Below are 18,513 nucleotides of genomic sequence, written 5' to 3'. Positions count from 1 at the left end.
ATCGCTGCCGGACGGAAGGCTGTCCGGCGCCGGCCCCGACATGGCGCCGGCACAACGACCCGATTTCAGAAAGTCCCTTCCTATGCGCTACCAACCCGGCGCCCAGCCGAACCAGAGCCTGATCGACGGCATTGCGACCCTGCAGGCGCTGGCCTCTTCGCCGGAGCCGGTCGGCTGCCGCGAGATCGCGCGCCAGCTAGGCCTCGACCCGACCAAGGTCAACCGCCTGCTGAAGACCCTCACCTATCTCGGCATCGCGCGCCAGACCGCCAACCGCAAATACGCCGCGGGCTCCGGCATGCATGTGCTGGCCGCCCAGAGCCTGTTCGCTTCGGGCCTGATCAACCGCGCCCTGCCGACGCTGGAAAGCCTGCGCCGCTTCGGCCACACGGTGGCGCTGGGCGTGCTGTGGAACGACAGCGTCAGCTACCTGTTCCACGCGCCGCCCGGCCTGGAAGTCTCGCGCGGCCTGGGCAGGATCGGCCTGCTGCCGGCCAGCACCAGCGGCATCGGCATCGTGCTGCTGGCCGAGCTCGACGACGCGGAAGTGACCGCTATCTACGAGGGCAAGGACATCCCGCGCTTCCCGCAGGGGATCGCCCAGCTGCTCGACAAGCTGGCCGAGGTGCGCGCGCTGGGCTACGCCCGCATCCACGTCGACGACGAGCGTAACTTCGACGTGGTCGCCGTCTCGACCGGCGAGCCGGCCCATGCCGGCCTGGCGCTGTCGGGATGGATTCCGGAAGGCGCCACCGCACCCTTGGTAGAAGCATTGCGCGCGGCCGCGAAAGAGATCGGCTGAAGCCTGCCGCGAGGAGCAAGCGCCCTGCTCGCCGGCAGTCGAGCCGTCACCCGGCGCAGCCCGGGGCCCAGGTTTGCTCGCGTTCCCGCGCGGCCTTCGCGTCAACGCTCTGCATCGAATCCGGGCTCCGGCTTGTGCCGGAGCGACGTCGCTGAAATTCAGGCATCAACAAATATCGGGAGACCACGCATGACCGACGTATTCCAACCAGGCCGCCGGCGCTGGGCAATCCTGGGATTGCTGTTCGCCTCGACGATCCTCAACTACGTCGACCGCCAGACCCTGTCGATCCTGGCCGCCTCGATCCAGGCCGACCTCGGCATGTCGACGCTGGAATACGCGAAGGTGGTGCAGGTGTTCCTGATCACCTACACCATCGCCTACGTGGGCGCCGGCTGGGTCACCGACCGCCTCGGGACCAAGGCCAGCCTGGCCCTGTTCGTCGGCTGGTGGTCGCTGGCCAACATGCTGACCGGCCTGGTACAGAACGTGACCCAGCTCGGCGCCGCCCGCGCCGCCCTCGGCCTGGGCGAGGCCGGCAACTACACGGCCGGTCCGAAGGCGGTCTCCGAACACTTCCCCCCGAGCGAGCGCGGTTTCGCGGTCGGTGTCTACACGGCCGGCGCCATGGTCGGCGCCACCATCGCGCCGCCGCTGATCGCCTGGCTTGCGCTGACGCATAGCTGGCGGGCCGCCTTCGTCATCACCGGCGCGGCCGGCTTCGTGTGGATCGCGGCCTGGCTGTGGATCTACCGCAGCGCCCCGCGGCGCGCCGGCCAGCCGGCCGCCGCCGTCGCCTATCCATGGTCGCGCGTCGTGCGCGACCGCGCGGTATGGAAACTTGCCGCTGCACGCATGGTTGCGGACCCGGTCTGGTATTTCTACCTGTTCTGGCTGCCGAAATACATGGGCGACCAATATCAGGTCGGGCTGGTGGAGGTGGCGCAGTTCGGGTGGGTGGTCTACCTGGCCGCCGACTTCGGCAGCATCAGCGGCGGCCTGCTGTCCGGCGCCCTGGTTCGGCGCGGCGTGCCGGCCGTGCGCAGCCGCCTGATGGCCATGAGCCTGGCCGCGCTGCTGGGGCCGATGGGCATGTTCATCGCCGGCGGCGTCGGCATGGGACCGATGCTGGCGCTGGCGGCCGTGGTCTGCTTCGCCCACCTGGTGTTCCAGGTGAATCTGACTTCGCTCGTGATCGACCGCTATCCAGGCCATGGGGTGGCGACCATCTTCGGCGTGATCGCAGCCGGCAGTGGTGTCGGCGGCATCCTGTCGACCCAGGTCGTGGGAGAACTGGTGAGCACCACCGGCTACGCCGCCCTGTTCGTGATGATGGGCTGCCTGCACCCGCTGGCTTGCGTCCTGGCTTGGTGGGCGGTCGGCGGCAAGGACCGGTCGACCCAAGTTGCCGGAGAAACATGCAAGGTGTAGACTGCCTCGTCATCCCACGAGGCCGTCCATGTCCCTGCGCACTGCACCTTCTTCCTCCCTGCTCCTGCTGGCCCCCGCCCTCGCGCTGGCGCTGACGGCCGCCGGCTGCAAGCGCGCCGAGCGCGAAACGCCCAAGCCGGCGCCCGCGGCCGCCGAGAAAGCGCCTCAGCGCACCAAGGAACAGGCGATGGCCTCCCTGCTAGCCGTGCCCGAACTGAAGGCCTGGTCCGAGCAGATCGAGAAGCGCTCCAAGGGCAAGGCGCACGGCGCTGTAATCGAGGACGACCCGGCGCCGCGCGAGATCAACGGCAAGAAGTACTACCAGCTCACCTTTGTCGAGAACCGCGCCGCCGACGTGCGCCGCCGCGAAAGCTTCCTGGTCGCCCAGCAGGGCAACGAGATCCTGGTGGAAGATCCCGAGACCGACACCCTGCTCACGCTGCAGGAATGGCGCCGCAACATCGAGCGCGTCGAACTCAAGAGCGCCGACTAGCCACCCCGCGCCATTGGCTCCTTTGCCACACCGTGCGCAAAGCGTTTGACTTTTTGTCCTAGGGAAACTTAAATGTCGGTTTCCCAACAAGAAGAACAGCCATGGCAGACTATCGCGGTACCGACGGCAACGACAACATCGACCAGGACAAGCTGGGCCTCCCGGCCGGCACGAACATCTTCGGCGGCAAGGGGGATGACACCATCGTCATCTCGAACGGCAACGCGTCCGGCGGCGAGGGCAACGACACCATCACGTCCCTGCAGCGCTGGGCCGGCGTCGCTTACTGGGATTCGCCCAGCGGCATCAAGGTCAACCTGGCGACCGGCATCGCCCAGGACGGCTTCGGCACGGTGGATAGGCTGATCAATGTGCGCACCCTCCAGGACTCCAACCACAGCGACGAGTTCATCGGCAGCGCCGAGTCGGAACAGTTCTGGCTCAGCGGCGGCTCGGACCGCGTCACCGGCGGCGGCGGGCAGGACGTCGTTACCTACTGGGACCTCAAGCCGTCCGAAGTGAGCATCACCTATGTGCGGGCCAGCGACAGCTTCACGGTGGTCAAGCAAGGCACCAACGGCAGGGTCGGCACCGACACGCTGACCGGGGTCAGCAGCATCCAGCTGCTGGGACTGAGCGGCACCACCGCCCAATATACCCGCGACATGTTCGATGACAGCACGGGCTTCCTGCGCCAGAAGACGGTCCTGCCATCGTTCGAGATGAACACGGTGAACCAGATGCGCGCGGGCGATTTCAACGGCGACGGGATCGCCGACATCCTGGTGATCCGCACCCGTGGCGACATGGGCGCCACGCCGGTGCCGATCCAGGTCCTGGTCGGCGACGGCAAGGGCGGCTTCAGCGACCAGACGGCCTCGCTGTTCAAGGGAGGTGTCCCCTACGTGAATTACGTGCCGCGCATTTTCGCGGCCGACTTCAACAAGGACGGCATCACCGACATCTTCAACCCCGACTTCGGCCTCGACCTGCCACCCTTCCCGGGCGGGCAGAATTCGCTGTACCTGTCGAACAAGGCGACCGGGCTGCTGGAGAACGCCAGCGCCAGCCTGCCGCAGGGCCTGAAGCAGAACCACGGCACCGCGCTCGGCGACGTCAACCACGACGGCAACATCGACATCCTGGTCAATGCCCTGAACGAAAACACGGGCAATGCCAACCAGATCCTGATCAACAACGGCGCCGGCGGCTTCACGCCGAGCCAGTCGCTGCTGCCGGCCAGCCTGCGTCCGGCCGGCTTCGATCCGGGCAATACCTGGTCCATGCTGCGCGACCTGAACGGCGACGGCTGGGACGACATGGTGCTCGGCACCTGGAAACCGAACCCGAGCCCGAGCGTGGTGGTACTGAACGACGGCAAGGGCAGTTTTGCGAACGCGACGCCAATCGCCCTGCCCCGCCCTGGCGGCTTCACCGAAGTCGTGGTCGGCATCGAGACCATCGACCTGAACGGGGACGCGCTGCCCGACCTGATGCTCAGCGTGACGAACGACGGCACCCACGAGGAGTTCTACAAGCTGCCCTACATCCAGCTGCTGGTCAACGACGGCAACGGGCGTTTCCACGACGAGACCGCGCTGCGCCTGCCGCAGTCGAAAACCATCGGCTCGACCACGGGCTGGTACCACTCGGCCACCGCCGTGGACGTCAACGGCGACGGCTTCCAGGACATCATTGCCGACGCCAACGGCCTGGGCTCGCGCGTCTACATGAACGACGGCACCGGCAAGTTCAGCCTCGGCTGGACCGGCAGCGACAACCAGCACGTGCTGGCGCTGGACGTCAACGGCGACGGCAAGCCGGACCTGGTGGAAGCCGCCGCCGCCGGCTTCTCGGTGCTCCTGAACACCACGGCCGACAAGATCGGCGCCAGCCACGTGTACCGCTTCGGCGACACGGGCGGGAAGGTCGCCGGCACAGCGGCGAACGAGACCATCCACAACGGCAAGGGCGCCGACCGCGCCGATGGCCGCGCCGGCCTGGACAAGATGGTCTTCGACGGCAAGCGCGCCGACTTCAGCGTCAAGAAAACGGCCGACGGATACAGCGTCAGCAGCGGCGGCGTGGTCGACAGCCTGGCCAACATCGAACGCCTGGTGTTCAGCGACGGCGCCATCGGACTCGATGTCGACGGCGTCGGGGGCCAGGCCTACCGCATCTACCAGGCCGCCTTTGCCCGCACGCCCGACCTCGGCGGCCTGGGCTACTGGCTGAGCCGGATGGATGGCGGCAGCTCGCTGCGGAGCGTGGCGCAGGAGTTCGTCAGCTCGGCGGAATTCAAACTGAAGTACGGCGCCACGCCGACCAACCTGGAAATCGTTTCGAAGTTCTACGAGAACGTCCTGCACCGTCCCGGCGAGAAGGCCGGCATCGACTACTGGACGGCCGAGCTGGACAGCGGGCGCCAGAGCGTGGTCGACGTGCTGATGGGCTTTAGCGAAAGCAACGAGAACAAGATCGGGCTGGTGGGCGTGATCGCGGACGGCTTCGCCTATACGCCCTATCCCTGACCTTCAGCTATCCAGGTGCGAGATCTGGAGGCGGCGCACATCCTGCGCCTCCCCGTGCTGGCCGTCCAGCGAAATACCCACTGCGAGGATATCGATCAGCAGCAGCTGCAGGATGCGCGAGATCATCGACAGGAAGCTGGTGCTGTCCTCGGCATGGTCGACCGCCAGGCAGACGGTCGCCTTGCGCGCCAGCGGCGACTGGCTGTTGCTGATCGCGATCACGTCGGCGCCGGCGTTGCGCGCGATGTCCACGGCGCTCAGGAGCTCGGCGATACTGCCCGAGTTCGATACCGCGATCACGACGTCGCCCGGCTGCAGCAGTTCGGCCGCGAGCCTGAACAGGTGCGAGTCGCCGTACAGCGAAGTCGGAATGCGGAAGCGGAAGAACTTGTGCTGGCCATCCAGCGCCACGGCGCGAGAATTCCCCATCGCGAAAAACTCGACGCGGCGCGCCCGGCTCACCAGTTCGATGGCGCGGTCGAGCGCGCGCACGTCCAGCTGGTCGCGAAAACGCAGGATCGCCGACACTGTGTTGTCGATCACCTTGGCCGACAGGTCGTGGGTGCTGTCGCTGGTGCGCACCTGGCTGTGGCGTACCGGGATCGAGCCGGTCAGGCTGCTCGCAAATTTCAATTTGAAGTCGGCCAGGCCCTGGAAGCCGAGCGAGCGGCAGAAGCGGATCACGGTCGGCTGGCTCACATCCGCCAGGCGCGCAATCTCGGCGATCGGTTCGTTCAGCACGAGGCGCGGCTGCTCCAGCACCAGGCTGGCGACGCGCTGCTCGGCCGGGCTCAAGCTGTGGCGCAGCTGGGTGACGCGCTCCATCAGGGTGTTGGCGCCGCTGCGGCCGCGCAAGTGCTCGGCCAGGATGGTCGCTACGCCGTGCAAGGCCGGCGTGGACGCGGTGATGACGTAGGTCGGGATCTGCGCGATATAGCCGCTAAAGCGCCCCTTGGCTTCGAAGCGCGCGCGAAAAGGGGATTGCGCGAACCACTCGCCCATGCGCGGCACGATGCCGCCGCCGATGAAGATGCCGCCGAAAGCGCCCAGCGTCACCGCCAGGTTGGCGGCCGCGGCGCCCAGCATGCCGCAGAAGCATTCCAGCACTTCCAGGCACAGCGGGTCCTGGCGCTCGAGCGCGTCGGCGATGATGTCGGCCGCCTTGCGCCCCGGCGCCTCGACGCCGTTACGCTCGGCCAGCGCGCGGTGGATGATCTCCATGCCGGGGCCGGAGATCAGTCGCTCGTTGGAGACGTGCTGCCATTCCCGCCAGGCGGTTTGCAGGATGGCGAACTCGCGTTCGTCGCCGGGCGCGAAGTTGACGTGGCCGCCTTCGCTGCCGAGGGTGACGAAACCGTCGGCGGTGGGAATCACGCCCGATACACCCAGGCCTGTGCCCGGTCCCAGCACACCGATCACGGCATTCGGCGCCGGCGTGCCCTGCCCCACCTGCATCAGCTCATTCCGGGCGAAGCCGGGAATCGCCATCGCCAGCGCGGTGAAGTCGTTGACGATCAGGAGCGTGGTCAAGCCCAGCTCGCGCCGCACGGCGTCGGTGGAGAACTGCCAGTCGCGGTTGGTCATGCGGACGAAGTCGCCGCTGATCGGATTGGCGACCGCCAGCGCCGCATGATGCAAGCGGACGTCCACGTGGTCCTTCAGGTAGTAGCGCAGCAGCGGGACGATGCCTGCGAAGTCCTCGCACTTGAGCACCCGCACGGCGCCGAACACGCCGGGCGCGGTCTGCAGCGCAAAGCGCGCGTGGGTGGCGCCGATGTCGGCCAGCAGGCGCGGGCCGTCGGCGAACGCGGTGCGGGCGGACTTTTCCGCCAGCTTGGCGACCTCGCCCGCGCTGCCCATCAGCGGGCGCTTCCTGGGACGCTGCCGAACCAGGCGCCGTACGGCGGCAGGGTCACTTTGCCGCCCGCTGCCTGGCCAGGCAGGCCGTGGGCGTCGAGCATCGCGGCGCCTGCAGTCTCTGGCCAGTCGAAGCTGACTTCGCGGTCCGACAGGTTGAATGCGGCCAGCACGCTGTCCATGCCTTCGACATCGCGGCGCAGCGCCAGCACCGGTTCCGGCGCATCGAAGAAAGCGATCTCGCCGCGGGTCAACTGCGGCATGGTCTTGCGCCAGGCGATGAAGCGGCGCTGGAAGTTCAGCATCGACGCCGGGTCTGCATCCTGCCGGGCGACGCTAGCCGCGCGGTGTGGCTCGGCCACCGGCAGCCACGGCGTGCCGCTGGTAAAGCCGGCATTCGGCGCCTCGCCGGTCCACGGCATCGGCGTGCGGCAGCCGTCGCGGCCCTTGAACTCGGGCCAGAAGGTGATGCCGTAGGGGTCCTGCAGCAGCTCGAAAGGCACGTCCGCTTCGCTTAATGCCAGTTCGTCGCCCTGGTACAGGCAGGGCGTGCCCTTGAGCGAGAGCTGCATCGCCAGCACCAGCTTGGCCAGCGCGGGCGTCGCGTCCGGACCGCCCCAGCGGGTCATGACGCGGATGGCGTCGTGGTTGCCGACCGACCAGGAGGCCCAGCCGTCCTTCACACGCTCGTTGAATTCCTCGACCTGCTTGCGGATGTGGCTTGCGGTGAATTGTGGCGTCAGCAGGTTGAAGCTGTAAGCCATGTGCAGCTTGTCGCCGCCTTCGGTGTACTCGGCCATCTGGGCCAGCGCGTCGTCGGAGCTGACTTCGCCGATCGACACCGCGCCGAATTCGTTGAGCTGCGCACGCACGCGCTGCAGGAAGGCGACGTTCTCAGGCTGGGTCTTGTCGTAGATGTGGGCCTGCATGCCGTAGGGGTTCACGTCCGTCACGGTCGAGGTGTCGCGTACCAGCGCCGGCGGATTGCTGCGCAGCTGGCGGTCATGGAAGTGGAACACGCAGGCGTCCATGCGCACGCCGTCGACGCCGCGCTCGAGCCAGAAGCGCTGGGCATCCAGGTGGGCCTGCTGCACTTCCGGGTTGTGGAAGTTCAGCTGCGGCTGGCTGGTCAGGAAGTTGTGCATGTAGTACTGCTTGCGACGGGTATCCCACTGCCAGGCCGGGCCGCCGAACACGGACAGCCAGTTGTTGGGCGGGTTGCCGTCCGGGAGCGGGTCGGCCCACACGTACCAGTCCGACTTGGGATTGTCGCGGCTCTTGCGGCTCTCGACGAACCAGGGATGGGTGTCGGCCGTGTGCGACATCACCTGGTCGATCATGATTTTCAGGCCCAGGCTGTGCGCCTTGGCGACCAGCTTGTCGAAGTCGGCCAGGGTGCCGAACAGCGGATCGACGTCGCAGTAGTCGGCGATGTCGTAGCCGAAGTCTTTCATCGGCGACTTGAAGAAGGGAGACAGCCAGACGATGTCCACGCCCAGGCGCGCGATGTAGTCGAGCTTCTCGGTGATGCCCGGCAGGTCGCCCACGCCGTCGCCATTGGTGTCGAGGAAGCTGCGCGGATACACCTGGTAGATGATGGCTTCTTTCCACCAGTTCGGGTTGTCGGTCTTCGAAGTCTGGGTCATGGCTGCTGTCCGGAGAATGTCAGAATTCTAGCCAATATACAGGACGATGGAAAAATTTACAATTACGCCAACTGGGCATTTAAAACACATAAACCCTTCATATTCATACACTTAGAGCTCTCATGCGCGGCCAGCAAGGGACAAGAAAGTAGCTAAACTACGGGTTATTAATATCTTATTTGTATCTCAGCGATATTTTTATTGCAAAGTCACTCAGCCTCGGCATAGCATCGCGTCTGTTTCGATATTCAAGAGGACGCCATGAACGCCCCCGCCGTGAATGAAGTGAAGACCGCCGGCCGCATGCCGCGGCAGATCCCCTACATCATCGCCAACGAAGGCTGCGAGCGTTTCAGCTTCTACGGGATGCGCAACATCCTGACGCCCTTCCTGATCTCGACCCTGCTGCTGTTCGTGGCCCAGGACCAGCGCGCCAGCGAAGCCAAGCACGTGTTCCACACCTTCATGATGGGCGTGTACTTCTTCCCGCTGCTGGGCGGTTATCTAGCCGACCGCTACTTCGGCAAGTACAACACCATCTTCTGGTTCAGCCTGATCTACTGCGCGGGCCACGCCTGCCTCGCCATTTTTGAAGACAGCGTCAACGGCTTCTACTTCGGCCTGTTCCTGATCGCCTTCGGCTCGGGCGGCATCAAGCCGCTGGTGGCCAGTTTTGTCGGTGACCAGTTCGACAAGACCAACAAGGACAAGGCGAAGGTGGTGTTCGACGCCTTCTACTGGATTATCAACTTCGGCTCCTTCTTCGCATCGCTCCTGATGCCGATCTTCCTGCGCGACTACGGTCCCGCGGTCGCCTTCGGCATCCCGGGCATCCTCATGTTCGTCGCCACCATGGTCCTGTGGAGCGGCAAGAAGAAGTACGTGCATGTGCCGCCGGCGGCTGTCGCCGACCCGCATTCCTTCGCGCGCGTGGTGCGCACCGCCCTCTTGACCCAGCGCCCGGGCGCCGGCCGTCCGGGCCTGGTGGTCGCCGGCTTCGGCGCGCTGGCCGCCATCGTCTCGCTTGCAATGACCCCGAGCTGGGGCTTCGTGATCGCCGCCTGTACCGCGCTGGTGCTGCTGCTGGCCTGCGTCGGCATCGGCGCCTCGATGCAGCTCGACCGCGCCCGCGGCGTGCATCCGGACATCGCGGTCGACGGCGTGCGCGCCGTGCTGCGCATCCTGATCGTGTTCGGTCTCGTGACTCCGTTCTGGTCGCTGTTCGACCAGAAGGCCTCGACCTGGATCGTGCAGGCCAATGCCATGTCGACCGAAGTCAGCCTGCTGGGCTGGACCTTCAACGTGATTCCGGCCCAGATGCAGGCGCTCAACCCGCTGCTGGTGATGCTGCTCATCCCCTTCAACAACCTGGTCCTGTTCCCGCTGCTGAACAAGATCGGCCTGGTGCCGACCGCCCTGCGCCGCATGACCGCAGGCATCGCCTTCTCGGCGCTGGCCTGGATCGTGGTCGGCAACCTGCAGGTGCAGCTCGACGCCGGCGACGCGGTGTCGATCGCCTGGCAGATCCTGCCCTACGCCCTGCTGACCCTGGGTGAAGTGCTGGTCTCGGCCACCGGGCTCGAGTTCGCCTACAGCCAGGCCCCGGCCTCGATGAAGGGCGTGATCATGGCCCTGTGGTATCTCGCCGTCACCGTCGGCAATCTGTGGGTGCTGATCGTGAACTCCGGCGTGAAGAACGAGGCCGTCATCGCCCACATCGAGAACTCGGGCATGGGGGTGATCGCCTTCCAGATGTACTTCTTCGCCGGCTTCGCGCTGCTGGCGGCCCTCGCCTTCGGCCTGTACGCCAAGCGCTACAAGATGGTCGACCACTACCGCGCCTGACCTTGCCGGGGCGGGCTCCGGCCCGCCCTGCTCCACCTTCTTCCTCGCCACGATGACCCGAATCCCTTACGCCGCCTTCGCGGCCGCCGCCCTCGCCTCGTCCGCGCACGCCGCGGTTCCTCTCGAGACCTGCGACACCCCGTCCTTCCAGCAGGTCCTCCATGCCTCCGATGCCGCGCTGGATGCGCGCGCCGTCTGGCTCGACCGGCGCCTGCTGACCTGGCCCGGCGCCGACGCCGGCGCCACGTTCCGCCTGTATCACTCGGCGAAAGCGTCCATCGTCGCCAAGACGGGCGCGAAGGTCGAAGGCGCCGACGGTGCGCTGGCGCTCGATGCCTCCAGCGCGAAGCTGCCTGTACGCTTCAAGTATGTCGCGGCCGGTCCGGTGCTGGCGCTGCGTTCGGCCGATGTCCAGCGCATGAAGGAGCTACACCGCGGCCAACTGGTGCTGGTGCAGGAGTCGGCGGACGGCACGGTGCTTGCTGCGACGCGCATTCAGGTGGCGGGCGCGCTGGACGACCTGTACGCCGCCGCCGACGGGATCAAGGACCTGGGCGCCACTCCCGGCAAGGGCCGCACCGCCTTCCGCCTGTGGGCGCCGACGGCGCGCAGCGTCGCGGTCTGCACCTACGACAGCGCCGGCGGCCGCGCCACCGGCGTCCACGACATGGCCTTCGAGGAGCGCACGGGCGCATGGGCGGCGCGGCTCCCGCGCGACCTGTCGGGCACCTATTACAAGTACGCGGTGGACGTCGCGGTCAACGGGATGGGGCTGGTGCGCAACCTTGTCACCGATCCCTATTCGGTCAGCCTCACCACGGATTCGAAACGCAGTTACGTGGCCGACCTGGATGCGGCTAACCTGAAGCCAAAGGGCTGGGACGCCACGCGCGCACCGAATACGGTGAAAGCGCAGACCGACATGGTCATCTACGAGCTGCATGTGCGCGATTTCTCGATCAACGACCCGAGCGTCCCGCTTGAGAAACGCGGCAAATACGCCGCCTTCGGTGAAACGAATTCGAACGGCATGCGCCACCTGAAGGCACTGGCCAAGGCCGGCATGACCGACATCCACCTGCTTCCGGTGTATGACCTCGGCAGCGTGCCGGAAAAGGATTGTGCCGTGCCCCAGCCAAACGGCGCACCAAGCGGCGACAGCCAGCAGGCGCTGACCCGCAAGACCGCGCACACCGACTGCTTCAACTGGGGCTACGATCCCTACCACTACAGCGCGCCGGAAGGCAGCTACGCCACCGACCCGGCCGACGGTGCGCGCCGCATCCTCGAGTTCCGCCAGATGGTGATGGACCTGCACGGGGCTGGCCTGCGCGTCGGCACCGACGTGGTCTACAACCACACCTTCATCGCCGGCCAGGCAGAGAAGTCGGTACTGGACCGCGTGGTGCCGGGCTACTACCACCGCCTGAATGCGCTAGGTAGCATCGAGCGCTCGACCTGCTGCGACAACACCGCCACCGAAAACACGATGATGGCCAAGCTGATGATCGACTCGGCCGAGCTGTGGACCCGCCACTACAAGATCGATTCCTTCCGCTTCGACCTGATGGGCCACCAGCCGCGCGCCGCCATGGAACGCCTGCAGAAGCGCGTGGACAAGGCCGCCGGCCGTCACGTCCAGTTGATCGGCGAAGGCTGGAACTTCGGCGAAGTCGCGGACGGCGCCCGCTTCGTGCAGGCTTCGCAGCTGTCGCTGAACGGCTCCGGCATCGGCACCTTCAGCGACCGTGCGCGCGACGCCGTGCGCGGCGGCTCGGCGGGCGATTCGGGCGAGGCAATGATCCGCCGCCAGGGCTACATCAATGGCCTCGTCTACGACCCGAATGCGCTGGGCGGCGAGCACCAGCGCGTCGACCTGCTGCGCGCGGCGGACATGATCCGCGTCGGCCTGGCCGGGTCGGTGCGCCCCTATCCGTTGCAGACCTTCGACGGCAGCACCCGCAAGCTGGAAGACATCGCCTACGGCAACCAGCCGGCCGGCTATGCCAGCCAACCGGGCGAGGTAGTCAACTACGTGGAAAACCACGACAACCAGACGCTGTTCGACATCAACGTGCTCAAGCTGCCGCTGCGCACCAGCACCGCCGATCGCGCCCGTGTGCAGGTGCTGGGCATGGCGATCAACGCCTTCAGCCAGGGCGTGGCCTATTACCACGCCGGCATCGACACCCTGCGTTCAAAGTCGCTGGACAAGAACAGCTTCAATTCGGGTGACTGGTTCAACCGCATCGACTGGAGCTACCAGGACAACTACTTCGGCACCGGCCTGCCGCAGCAGGACGACAACGGCAAGGACTGGCCGCTGCTCAAGCCCTTCCTGGCGAATGCCGCGATCAAGCCGCAGCCGGCGGACATCGCTTTTGCACGCGACGCCTTCCGCGACCTGCTGGCCATCCGCGCCAGCTCGACGCTCTTCCGGATGCGGGCGACCGAGGACATCGTGCAGCGCCTGCGCTTCTTCAACACGGGAACCCAGCAACAGCCAACCGTGCTGGCGGCCTGGATCGACGGCAAGGGCTATCCGGGCGCGCGCTTTGCCGGCATCAGCTACCTGGTGAACGTGGATACCGAGGCGCACACGGTGAGCGATGAAGGCTTGCGCGGCAAGCGCCTCAAGCTGCATCCGGTGCACACCGCGGCCGGCGCAGCCGACAAGCGCGGGGCACAGGCACGCTTCGACAGCGCGAGCGGCAGCTTCACCGTGCCGCCGCGCACGGCAGTGGTGTTCGTCGCCGAGTAAAGAGAAACGGAATCAGCCCGCCGGACCGACCAGGCGGGCGATTTCCACCGAGCCCTTCTCGTCGAAGATCGGGCACTCCTCGGCCAGGCTGACGGCCTCATTGAAATCGGCTGCGGTGATGATGGAGTAGCCCGACAGCGAGGAGCTGCTCTGTTTGGGTCCGAGCAGCCTGCTCGGCATCTGGATGCTGCTGAGCGCCAGGCTACCGCGGTCCACCAGCGCCGCACCCAGCATCTCGAACCATTTATCCCACTCTTGGGGGTTGTGCTGCGGGCCTTCCGCCTCGTCGACGGTCGATCCGCGGTAAACGATCAGGTAGCGTTCCATGCGGACTCCTCTGCTAATGATCAGCAAACCTTAGCAGAAGCCCTGCACGGGCGACGCACAGCTCACTCCAGGCGGATGGCGGTGTCGAAGATCCAGGTGCGGCGGATTTCGACCACGTCGTACTGGCGCGCCAGCGCCGGCGGGAATGGTCCATAGGGCGCCTGGCTGGCGATAACCTTGCGCACGGCTTCGTCGAGGACGGGCACGCCGCTCGACGTCACGAAAGTCACTTTCTCGACGCTGCCGTCGGCGCGTACCGCCACGGTGACCACCGGACGCACATGCGGCTGCTTGACCAACTCGCGCACCATGTCGAAGGTCATGTTCAGCTCGATCTTGCGGCCCATCGCCTGCGCGTACTGGACCAGCTCGACGTTCGGATCGGCGCGGCCGAATAGCCAGCCGCGACGCAGGCCGCTTGCCGTCGGCTGGCGCTGGGCGGCTTCCTGATCCAGCTGCCGGCCGATCGCGCGCAGCCGCTCCTCGCGTTTTGCTTCCTGCTCGGCACGCTCGCGCTGCGCCTGATCCTTCTGGGCCTGCTCGCGCTTTGCCGCGTCCTGGCGTGCCTGCTCCTGGCGTGCTTGCTCCTGGCGTGCTTGCTCCTGGCGTGCTTGCTCCTGCCGTGCTTGCTCTTGTCGCGCCTGCTCCTGACGTGCCTGTTCTTGCCGCGCCTGTTCCTGTCGTGCCTGTTCCTGCCTTGCTTGCTCTTGTCGGGCCTGTTCCTGCCTTGCTTGCTCCTGTCGAGCCTGTTCCTTCCGCGCCTGCTCCTGCCGCACCTGTTCTTGCCGCGCCTGTTCCTGTCTTACTTGATCCTGCCGTGCTTGCTCTTGCCGCGCCTGTTCCTGCCGCGCCTGCTCCTGTTTGGCAGCTTCCAGCCGCGCGGCTTCGGCGCGTTCCCGTTCCCGGATACTTTCCTGCCGTGCCTGCTCCGCCAGCTTCGCCTGTTCCTGGCGCTGCGCTTCCAGTTGCGCCAACCTGGCCTGTTCGTTCCGCGCTGCCTCCAGGCGCGCCGCTTCTACGCGCGCCGCTTCCTGTTTTGCGAGTGCGATCACCTCGGTCTGCCGCTGTTCCGCTTCCTGTTTCTCGCGTTCCAGCTTGGCCTGCGCTAGCGCACGTTCGCGCGTCTCGTTGTCGCTTCGCTTCTGCTCCGCATCGTCTGTCTTGCTGGGAATCGCTTGAACCACGACAGGTGCACTGGGCCGCTCGGCTTCGGCTTGCTTGACCACCGCCACAACGGGTGGCGCGGCTTGTTCGGATGGTTTTGGTGGGGGTGGGGCTGGAACGGGAGCGGCGACAGGAAGGTCAGCGACAGGTGCGGGTGTGACGGCAGGCGGCGCCTCGGCCAGTACGATGCGCAGGTCATGCGCGGCGAGGCGCCTTTCCTCCCAGGGAAAGCGCAGACCGGGCAGTCCGAATGCATCGCCGCCCACGCTCAGGCTCAGGAAAAGGGCGTGCACCAGCAGCGACACCAGCACGGCAATCCGCATGCGCCATGGGAAAGCCGGCTGCATCAGCGGGGTCGCAGTGCGGCCGTCCTCGGGCAATGCCGCGTTGCTTTCTGCCTGTGGAAGAAGGACCGGATCGAGCATGTAGCGACGACGAGGGATGCCAATAAGCAAAGAATCCGACGATGCTAACACAAGGACAGATGGAAATAATTGGAGGAAATGCAGCGAAGGACTTTCGCTATACTTGAGCGGATATGGCCAGCTTCCCGATTTCTTCCGCCTCCCCGTTCCTGCCGGAGCGCCGCCTGTCCGGCCTTATCGCCACGGTCCTGGTCCACGCGGTCCTGATCCTCGCCTGGCAGTTCACGCGCACGCTGTCGGTACCGGCCGCACACGAAGGGCCGACCATGCAGTGGATCCACTTGCCGCCTCTCGCGCCGGAGCTGAAGCCGGCGCCGGTCGCAGCAGTACCCGCACTGCGGCCCGTACAACCTGCGCCTGCGCGCTCCGCCAGTGCGGCATTACCACACCCTGCCCCTGCCGCCCCGGTACCCTCCGCGAGGTCTGTAGTATCGCCACCCACAGCGCAGGAAGCCGCAGCGCAGCCTGTCGCCACGCCGGAGGCGCCGACGAAGCCGGACGCCGCAGCCATCCTGGAAAATGCACGCCGCAGCGTCGGCAGCATCGACCGCGCCCTGCGGAAGGAATCCCGGCCCCTGATCGTGGCGCCGCCGGACAGCCCTGAACTGCGCATGCGCCAGGGCATGGAGCAGGCGCGCGCGCTGGCGCCGACCCGCATCTGGGAAGCGCCAAAAGTGGAAGAACTGGTGAACAACACGGGCGACGGCGCGCGCCGTACGCGCGTGATCACTGGCCGGGGCACCTATTGCGTGACGGAGCGCTCACCCGCCACCAATGTCGAGATGATCGAGATGCACGGCAAGATCAGGCTCACCAATTGCCCCGCGCCCGAAGAACCGGCAAAACAGCAAGAGTGGCGCACCGCGCGCGACTAAGTACTCGCCCTGAAATAAATGTGTTTTTGGCTGCCATAACCGGCGCGCTGCTGCGTTGGCTCCTGCTTGCAGTGCTCGCACTGCGGCGCACTCGCCACCTTGCACCGCATCGGGAAGCCGCACCCCGGTTCTGTTTGCCAAAACTCACATCTATTTCTTGTCGAGTACTTAGCTGGCGGATTACCTGGGGAAGGTGATCCCCGCAAACCTGTTCGACTCGCCAGCTGTCCTGGTACGCAGTTGGCGCGGTCCCTGGGCCAGGATGCGCGCCGACACATGTTCCGGCACGCGTTCGTCGCGGAGCAGGACAAGCGCCCATTCGGCGCCACACTTCCTTTCGAGCTTCAGGGCAGCCTCCACGATGGCATCGTGGATGCGGTTTTTCCTCCTGCAGGAAAATGTGGGCACCAGCACGTCTGGCGGCGGCGCAGAGGGCCTGGCGCCATGTGGCGCGCGTGTCTGTTCCGTGCGCAGTACTCTCTCTGCAATATCCCTCGGGATATGTTCCCGCTCCAGATAGGCGCGTGCCTCATCCAGGCCGAGCATTTCCTTGTAAACCAAGGCGACGTCGATGTGCTGGGCAACCAGCTTTTCGTGGCGTACGTCGTTTCTCATCAAAACTCCCCCTCACGCACCAGACCAAGCGTACCGCAAAGTCATTAATTTTTTTATTTGATTCTACAGGGACAATGGTAGGACACAATAGCGGACGTTGGCGCCTGGGTCGCGCCAGCAACGGAACTTAGTGTTACAAGCTCTTGACGTCGTTTTACATTCGGCAACATTTCTTAACTAAAGCGCTACCTAGAATGTTTGGCCATGACGACCAAGCTAGCCACGGTAACGCCGGTACCTTCCTTTCACTTTCGACCGGCGATGCTGGTCCGGGCCGGCGCCTATTTCGCCGCCATTCTGCTGTTCTGCCTGAACTACTGGATCAACCGCTACTTCGGCAAACCCGATCTCGACCAGATCGTGTACCACCTGCAGTTCGGCGCCCAGGGCCTGGCTGCGACGGATTCCCTGATCGTCCGGCGCTTCGTGCGCTGGAGCGTACTGGTGCCATTCACCCTGCTGGCCCTGGTGCTGCTCGCCGAACACTGGGCCACCGTGCGCCGCTACCGTTTCATGCTACGCGTGCGTCCGATGCTGCCGTCAGCAGTACTGCTTTGCGCGGTCGTGTTCACGCTGCAGCAGCTTTCGGTGGTCGACTACCTCGCTTCGAGCCTCGGGCCCGACTACTTCGCCCGCCATTACGTAGAGCCGTCTACGGTCAGCATCCAGGGCAGCAGGCCGAAGAACCTCATCCTCATCTACGTCGAGAGCCTGGAGACCGGCTATGCCGATGCCGACGTCTTCGGCGACAACCTGATCGCGCCGATGACGGGCCTGGGCGCCAGCAGCTTCGGCGCCTACGAACAGGTACCCGGCACCAGCTGGACCATCGCCGCGATCGTCGCCACCCAGTGCGCGGTGCCGCTCAAGCGCATTACCGTCTTCGACGAGAACAAGCAGGGCGAGCTCGTGCCCTCCTTTCTGCCCAATGCCACCTGCCTGAGCGACATCCTGGCCGCGCATGGGTACCGCAACGTATTCCTGGGCGGAGCATCGAGCAGCTTCGCCGGGAAAGGCCGTTTCCTGAGCGCCCACCGCTACCACGAGGTCAAGGGCAAGGAAGACTGGCAGGCACAGGGCGTGCCGCAGGAGCGCATGAACGGATGGGGATTGTTCGACGACGAGCTGTTCCGCCGTGCCCTCACCAGGCTGGATCAGCTGCATGCCGCCAGCCAGCCCTTCAACCTGACGCTGTTGACGGTGGACACCCACGAACCGGCCGGCCACCTGTCGCGCAGCTGTACGCAGAAGGGTTATGCCGGCTTCGAGGGCGTGGTCCGCTGCGGCGCCGGCGAGGTGGCCGCATTCGTGCGCGAGGTGCGCGCACGCGGCTATCTCAAGGACACCAATATCGTCATCCTGGGCGACCACCTGGCGCGGCGCAATCCGCTGTCGGACACACTCGAACGCGTCCCGCAACGCACGCTGTTCAACGCCTTCATCGGCGAGGAGGCGCCCGCCAGGAACCGCGAGCAGCTGGTGCACTTCGACCTGCTGCCCACCATTCTCGAGTTCAGCGGCCTGCAGGTGAGCGGCGGCAGGCTCGGTCTCGGCTACAGCGGTTTCAACCGGCATGGCAGCCTGCCGGAACCGGGCCGGCTGGCCGAGATGCGGGCATCGGTCCTGAACCCCTCCGACACCTACCGCTCCTTGTGGGTCGCGGCGACTCCTGTCGCGGTGCCCGCGCTGTCGTATCGTGCGGACGCAGCGCACCCTGTGCGCTGACAGCGCGCTTGCACCG

Annotated in this window: 13 protein-coding genes; 8 read left to right on the top strand and 5 right to left on the bottom strand. The window is 66.0% G+C overall.

What is annotated here, in order from left to right; all coding sequences use genetic code 11:
• The first annotated feature begins 82 nt into the window (after positions 1–82).
• The 4 genes from GV068_RS20180 to GV068_RS20165 all read left to right on the top strand — a co-directional run bounded on the left by GV068_RS20180 (position 83) and on the right by GV068_RS20165 (position 5,257).
• Positions 83–802 carry an IclR family transcriptional regulator gene (locus GV068_RS20180; protein WP_159701995.1) on the top strand — a complete coding sequence of 240 codons (720 nt, stop codon included), beginning with the start codon at positions 83–85 and terminating at the stop codon, positions 800–802.
• A gap of 189 nt (positions 803–991) precedes the next feature.
• Complete coding sequence (locus tag GV068_RS20175) at positions 992–2,233, top strand: MFS transporter (RefSeq protein WP_159701992.1); 1,242 nt, start codon at positions 992–994, stop codon at positions 2,231–2,233.
• A 28-nt stretch (positions 2,234–2,261) separates the two neighbouring features.
• On the top strand, positions 2,262–2,726 hold the full coding sequence (locus tag GV068_RS20170) for a hypothetical protein (RefSeq protein ID WP_159701989.1): 465 nt from the start codon (positions 2,262–2,264) through the stop codon (positions 2,724–2,726).
• A 101-nt stretch (positions 2,727–2,827) separates the two neighbouring features.
• Positions 2,828–5,257, top strand: coding sequence for an FG-GAP-like repeat-containing protein (locus tag GV068_RS20165; protein ID WP_159701986.1), 2,430 nt, complete (start codon positions 2,828–2,830; stop codon positions 5,255–5,257).
• 3 nt (positions 5,258–5,260) lie between these two features.
• On the opposite strand, the gene GV068_RS20160 is transcribed toward GV068_RS20165, so the two are convergent.
• A complete protein-coding gene (locus GV068_RS20160; protein WP_159701983.1) occupies positions 5,261–7,117 on the bottom strand; it encodes a glucokinase in 1,857 nt (618 codons plus the stop codon).
• On the bottom strand, positions 7,117–8,760 hold the full coding sequence (locus tag GV068_RS20155) for an alpha-glucosidase (RefSeq protein WP_159701980.1): 1,644 nt from the start codon (positions 8,758–8,760) through the stop codon (positions 7,117–7,119). The genes GV068_RS20160 and GV068_RS20155 overlap by 1 nt, the downstream gene beginning before the upstream one ends.
• Positions 8,761–9,063: 303 nt before the next feature.
• Here GV068_RS20155 and GV068_RS20150 point away from each other — a divergent pair, with 303 nt between their 5' ends.
• Entirely contained in the window at positions 9,064–10,605 is a 1,542-nt protein-coding gene (locus tag GV068_RS20150; protein WP_201303405.1) for an oligopeptide:H+ symporter, read from the top strand.
• Positions 10,606–10,657: 52 nt separating this feature from the next.
• Positions 10,658–13,366, top strand: coding sequence for an alpha-1,6-glucosidase domain-containing protein (locus GV068_RS20145; RefSeq protein ID WP_159701974.1), 2,709 nt, complete (start codon positions 10,658–10,660; stop codon positions 13,364–13,366).
• A 12-nt stretch (positions 13,367–13,378) separates the two neighbouring features.
• Here GV068_RS20145 and GV068_RS20140 read toward each other — a convergent pair whose 3' ends face one another.
• Together GV068_RS20140 and GV068_RS20135 are read right to left on the bottom strand one after the other, a co-directional pair.
• Positions 13,379–13,693, bottom strand: coding sequence for a hypothetical protein (locus GV068_RS20140; RefSeq protein WP_159701971.1), 315 nt, complete (start codon positions 13,691–13,693; stop codon positions 13,379–13,381).
• A gap of 62 nt (positions 13,694–13,755) precedes the next feature.
• The gene (locus GV068_RS20135; protein WP_159701968.1) at positions 13,756–15,282 is read right to left on the bottom strand and encodes a TonB C-terminal domain-containing protein; all 1,527 of its coding nucleotides are present in this window, start codon (positions 15,280–15,282) and stop codon (positions 13,756–13,758) included.
• A gap of 113 nt (positions 15,283–15,395) precedes the next feature.
• On the opposite strand from GV068_RS20135, the gene GV068_RS20130 reads away from it, so the two are divergent.
• Positions 15,396–16,157 (top strand): hypothetical protein, encoded by a 762-nt coding sequence (locus tag GV068_RS20130; RefSeq protein WP_159701965.1) that lies wholly within the window; start codon positions 15,396–15,398, stop codon positions 16,155–16,157.
• 180 nt (positions 16,158–16,337) lie between these two features.
• On the opposite strand, the gene GV068_RS20125 is transcribed toward GV068_RS20130, so the two are convergent.
• Positions 16,338–16,772, bottom strand: a complete 435-nt coding sequence (locus GV068_RS20125; RefSeq protein WP_159701962.1) for a hypothetical protein — start codon at positions 16,770–16,772, stop codon at positions 16,338–16,340.
• Between the two features lie 204 nt (positions 16,773–16,976).
• On the opposite strand from GV068_RS20125, the gene GV068_RS20120 reads away from it, so the two are divergent.
• Entirely contained in the window at positions 16,977–18,497 is a 1,521-nt protein-coding gene (locus GV068_RS20120; RefSeq protein ID WP_159701959.1) for a sulfatase-like hydrolase/transferase, read from the top strand.
• Positions 18,498–18,513: the final 16 nt, after the last annotated feature.

This window comes from Massilia sp. 9I, from assembly GCF_902506415.1.
Taxonomy (GTDB): Bacteria; Pseudomonadota; Gammaproteobacteria; order Burkholderiales; family Burkholderiaceae_D; genus Telluria.
The sequence above is the reverse complement of the archived record's forward strand: the minus strand, read 5'-3'. Positions and strand labels throughout refer to the sequence as shown.